The organism is Streptomyces sp. NPDC046379 (assembly GCF_055587785.1).
Genome location: NZ_JBVJFP010000056.1, coordinates 1 through 4,335, shown reverse-complemented (window position 1 = coordinate 4,335; position 4,335 = coordinate 1). Strand labels below are relative to the sequence as shown.

At 67.3% G+C, this 4,335-nt stretch carries 4 protein-coding genes and 1 pseudogene; all 5 read left to right on the top strand.

Translation table 11 applies throughout. The features are described from left to right. Positions 1 to 474 precede the first annotated feature (474 nt). A complete protein-coding gene (locus ACZ6KF_RS33935) occupies positions 475 to 1,014 on the top strand; it encodes an RHS repeat-associated core domain-containing protein (protein ID WP_469179596.1) in 540 nt (179 codons plus the stop codon). Positions 1,015 to 1,590: 576 nt separating this feature from the next. Continuing rightward, positions 1,591 to 3,186 carry an ISL3 family transposase gene (locus ACZ6KF_RS33930; protein WP_469179602.1) on the top strand — a complete coding sequence of 532 codons (1,596 nt, stop codon included), beginning with the start codon at positions 1,591 to 1,593 and terminating at the stop codon, positions 3,184 to 3,186. A 54-nt stretch (positions 3,187 to 3,240) separates the two neighbouring features. Beyond that, positions 3,241 to 3,678, top strand: coding sequence for a DUF4259 domain-containing protein (locus ACZ6KF_RS33925; protein ID WP_356635892.1), 438 nt, complete (start codon positions 3,241 to 3,243; stop codon positions 3,676 to 3,678). An 87-nt stretch (positions 3,679 to 3,765) separates the two neighbouring features. Next, complete coding sequence (locus ACZ6KF_RS33920; RefSeq protein WP_469242021.1) at positions 3,766 to 4,005, top strand: hypothetical protein; 240 nt, start codon at positions 3,766 to 3,768, stop codon at positions 4,003 to 4,005. A gap of 102 nt (positions 4,006 to 4,107) precedes the next feature. After that, a pseudogene (locus tag ACZ6KF_RS33915) lies at positions 4,108 to 4,335 on the top strand (hypothetical protein); the annotation flags it as partial.

The window sequence follows — 4,335 nt, the reverse complement described above, 5'->3', positions numbered from 1 at the left end:
GCGGGGCAGTTATTGCCACGCGAGCAACGGCAAGAAGGCAAGTCTAGGACGGTAGGGGTGGCGCCTGCCGGAAGAAGGCACCACCCCTACCGTCACCCGACCGCTGGACCCCGCGTTAAACATCTCGGGCAGTGTGGCCCGCAAACCCAGGACAACTGCCCCCGACGTCTGGAGCACCACCTCGACGCTGGCGCCGTTCGACGTCATCGCGTCCGCGACCCTCTCCTTGAAGGTCCTCGCCAACTACCATGGGGTATGAGGGTCGCAGTCACTCCTTCTGGTATGCCGACGCCAGACGAAGAAACGGCGCCGGACGGCGGAGCACGAGAAGAAGACCGCCGAGGCGGAGGCAGCGGCCGAGGTGGAGCGCCGCCGAGCGGACGCGGGTGGCCGAGGCCGGCACTGGCTTGCGGTGCTGGAAGCGGAGACGCAGACGGCAGGACGTACTTCTATCTCACGGCCGCCATCGGCAGCGTGGTCGCCCTGGCGGACGCGGACGGCAACAAGGTGAACAGCTACGCGTACAGCCCGCGCGGCGTGTGCCTGCTGGCCCAGTCGTCCGAGCCGGTCGCCCAGCCCTACCGCTTCGCCGGCGGCTACCAGGACCCCACCTGCCTCTACCACCTCCAGCACCGCTACTACGACGCCAACATCGGCCGCTTCACCCAGCCCGACCCCTCCGGCCAGGAGAAGAACCCCTACCTCTACGCCGAAGGCGACCCCGTCAACCGCATCGACCCGAGCGGGTTGGTGTCCTTTGGCAAAGCACTTAACCAGGCGGTTGACGGGCTGGGCACCATCACTGACGCCGTCGCAGTCGGTGAGTTCGCATCGCAGATGGAGAGCGGTCAGTACGAGGAGGCTTTCGGAACGGCGCTGAGTTTCGCCGTCGACAAGGGAGTGACCGCAGGGTGTCTCTATCTGACCGGGGGAGTGGGTTCAGGTGGTTGCGCACTGGCGGGAACGGCAGCGGGCGAGGTAACTGGGGCCGTATACGACAGAGCCACGAAGTAGTCAGAAGCGCAGCCGATCCCAACCGAAGGAGTGGAGTGACTCCGATGCGACAGAGCAACGACTGGACTGTACTGGCATACAAGGGCCTGGGTGGAGCCCCGACGTGGGTCGTGATCGGGCTCCTTGTCCTGGGGCTGGCATGGGCCGCCGTCGCGGCGTCGAAAAGGCAGAAGTGACCGGTTTCGTCACCCTCCCGTCACTGGGGTCTCCGGCGTCGTGCAGCCTGACTGAAGGTTCATGTTCGAGGAGGCGGCACAGGAACTGAGCAAGGGCAGTGCGGCAGGTGACCTCCTGCCGCACTGCCGCTTGGTTTCACTAGGTGTCCTGCGCCGGAGATCCGTCGGCAGAATCGGGCGAGGGATTCGAGGATCTCCTCGGCGGTCTTGGCCCAGACGAACGGTTTGGGGGTCTGCGTTCCAGTCCTTGACCCAGGCACTGGCTCTATTCACGAGAACCGGCTCTGGCTCAACTTCTGTGAGACGGCCACTCTCCGTGACACTGGCCCTCTTCGAGGTGTGGGTGAAGTCGCCTGAAAATGATCCCTGGGCAACGCAGTTGGGCTGAATGTTCAAGGCCGTGGAAGAGGTCCTGCTCCGGCTCAAGGAGTTGCTGTTCCCGTCGATCGCAGCCGTCGCGGTGCTGTCGGTAGACGTGAACATCGTGATAGTGCGCGTTGACGCACTATGCACCGCCGACGGCGCCGTGTGTCCGGTCTGTGGCACCTGGTCGAACCGGGTTCACGGTTCCTATCTGCGGTTTCCTGCTGATGCTCCCAGCGGAGGCCGACGGGTTGTCCTTCGATTGAAGGTCCGACGGTTCACCTGTGGAAAATCGGACTGCGCACGCCGTACCTTCGTCGAGCAGATACCGGGCCTGACGCGTCGGCACAGTCAGCGGACCGAACGGTTGCGCTCGACCCTGGCGTCGGTCGGCTTGGCGCTCGCGGGCCGGGCCGGGGCCCGCCTCGCCGACGTTCTCGGCGTTTCCGTCAGTCGCAGCACGGTGCTTCGTCTGGTGGACGCGCTTCCCGAGCCCAAGGTGGCCGCACCACGGGTTGTCGGCGTTGACGAGTACGCGACCCGGAAAGGCCGCCACTACGGCACCGTCCTCATCGACATCGAGACCCGCCGCCCCATCGACCTGCTGCCCGACCGGGAGGCGTCCAGCCTGGCGGCCTGGCTCGCCGCGCGGCCGGGCGTTGAGGTGATCTGCCGTGACCGGGCGCCGTTCTTCGCCGAAGGTGCCACCGTCGGAGCTCCACAGGCGGTCCAGGTCGCGGACCGCTGGCACCTCTGGCACAACTTGAGCGAGGCTGCCGAACGGGCCGTCGCTCAGCACCGCCGCTGTCTCCGCGCCCTTGTTACGGCCGCCCCCGCCCCCGAGCCTGCGCCGGAGAAAGATTCCTTTGGCTCGCCATGGCCGACCGGCCATCGTTTCGCCGACCGCACCAGGGCTCGGCACGCCGATGTTCACGCACTGCTGGAAGCCGGGCACAGCCGTTGCTCTGTCCAGCGGCAGCTCGGCATGACCTGGCGGACCGTCAAGCAGCTCGCCGAGGTAAAGGCTCCGGAGGAGCTGTTAACCGGCCAGTGGCAGAACCGGCCTTCGGTCCTCGATGACTACAAGCCCTACTTGGACGACCGGTGGAACGAGGGCTGCACCAACGTCTGGAAGCTGTGGGAAGAGATCGTGCCGCTCGGCTACAAGGGCGGCTACCAGCGCGTCCGCGCCTACCTGCACAAGAAGCGCACTTCCCCACGACCGGTAGTCGCCCGGCCGCCCTCGCCCCGAACGGTCGCCGGATGGAGTCTCCGGCGACCGGAAACCCTTCCCGAGCCCGAACAACTGCTGCTCGAAACCGTGCGCACCCACTGCCCCGAGATCGACGCGCTCACCCGACACGTCCGCGCCTTCGCCGTCATGCTGACCGAGCGCCAGGGCGAGCGTCTCCCGGACTGGCTTGTTGCCGTCCGGCAGGACGATCTGCCCGGTCTCCATACCCTTGCCGCCGGCATCGACCGCGACCGCGATTCCGTCATTGCCGGTCTCACCCTGCCATGGAGCTCGGGCGCAGTCGAAGGCCATGTCAACCGCATCAAAATGATCAAGCGGCAGATGTATGGACGCGCTGGCTTCAACCTCCTGCGCAAGCGGGTACTGCTTGCCTCCTGAGCGCACTGTCAGTGGCCAGTGCGACGATCCCCAGACGACCGCGCGAGGAGAGACATGGGCACCTGGGACATCGGCCCGTTCGACAACGACACCGCCGCCGACTTCGCCGATGAACTGGACGAGGCAGCACTGGAAGAGCGCGAAGCCATGATCCGGGGCGTGCTCAAGCGTGCCGCCGGGCCCGCGGACTTCCTGGGTATCTACGACGGCGAGCGAGCCGTGGGCGCGGCGGCCCTGGTCGCCGCCCAGCATCCTGACTGTGATCGGCCGTGCTCGAACTATGGCCCTTCAGAGCCGCTACCGGAGTTGCCTGCAGACCTTCGAATGCTCGCCGTCGACGCTCTGGATCAAGTGGTCTCCAACCGGTCTGAACTCGCCGAGCTGTGGGCCGAAGCCGCGAACTGGTCGAAGTGGCGCCAGGACATCACTCGCCTCCGCGATGTCCTTGACCCTCCGATCCCGCCACAAGAGGACGCCCTGTTCGAGATCTAATCGGTGACCCGCAGCCACGGAGAGTGGCCGTGTCACAGAAGTTGAGCCAGAGCCGGTTCTCGTGAACAGAGCCACTCCGGCGCAGTCGTGACCGGGGAGGTCGGCCACGACGCGAAGGTGACCAAGTTCGACCTCGAAGCGAAGATGCCCACGGCGAAGCTGATCGACTGCGTGGACCTCTCGCGCTACCGCACGGTCAAGGCGGGTAAGGAGGTCCCGCTGCCCACCGAGCAGCCGCTGCGCTACGTGATGACGGTGAGCGCGGAGCGCTGGGACGGCGGCCGCTGGATGATCACCCGGATCGCCACGGACGGCCCGGAATGCTGACCCCCCCGCCCGCGTAGGGGCCGGGTCCTGTCGGCCGGGGCCGCGGTGCTCCTGGCGGCCGCCGCGGCCCCGGCCGCTCACGCCGACGCAGGCGGCCGCGGGGTGGGCCCGAACTGCTCCAGCTCGACGCGGTTCGTGAAGGTGTGCGCCGGTGGCGGCAACACCTTGGGCGGGTCCGGCGGCGCCCAGGGCGCGTCCGGCTCCCGGCCGCCCGCTTCTTCCAGCTCGGGCTCGGAGGCGGCGTCGGACGCGCCGAAGTGCACCTACGAGCGGATGTCGCCGCAGCCGCTGGAGGGCAGCATCAGCTACCGTCCCGGCCGGCCCGGCGAG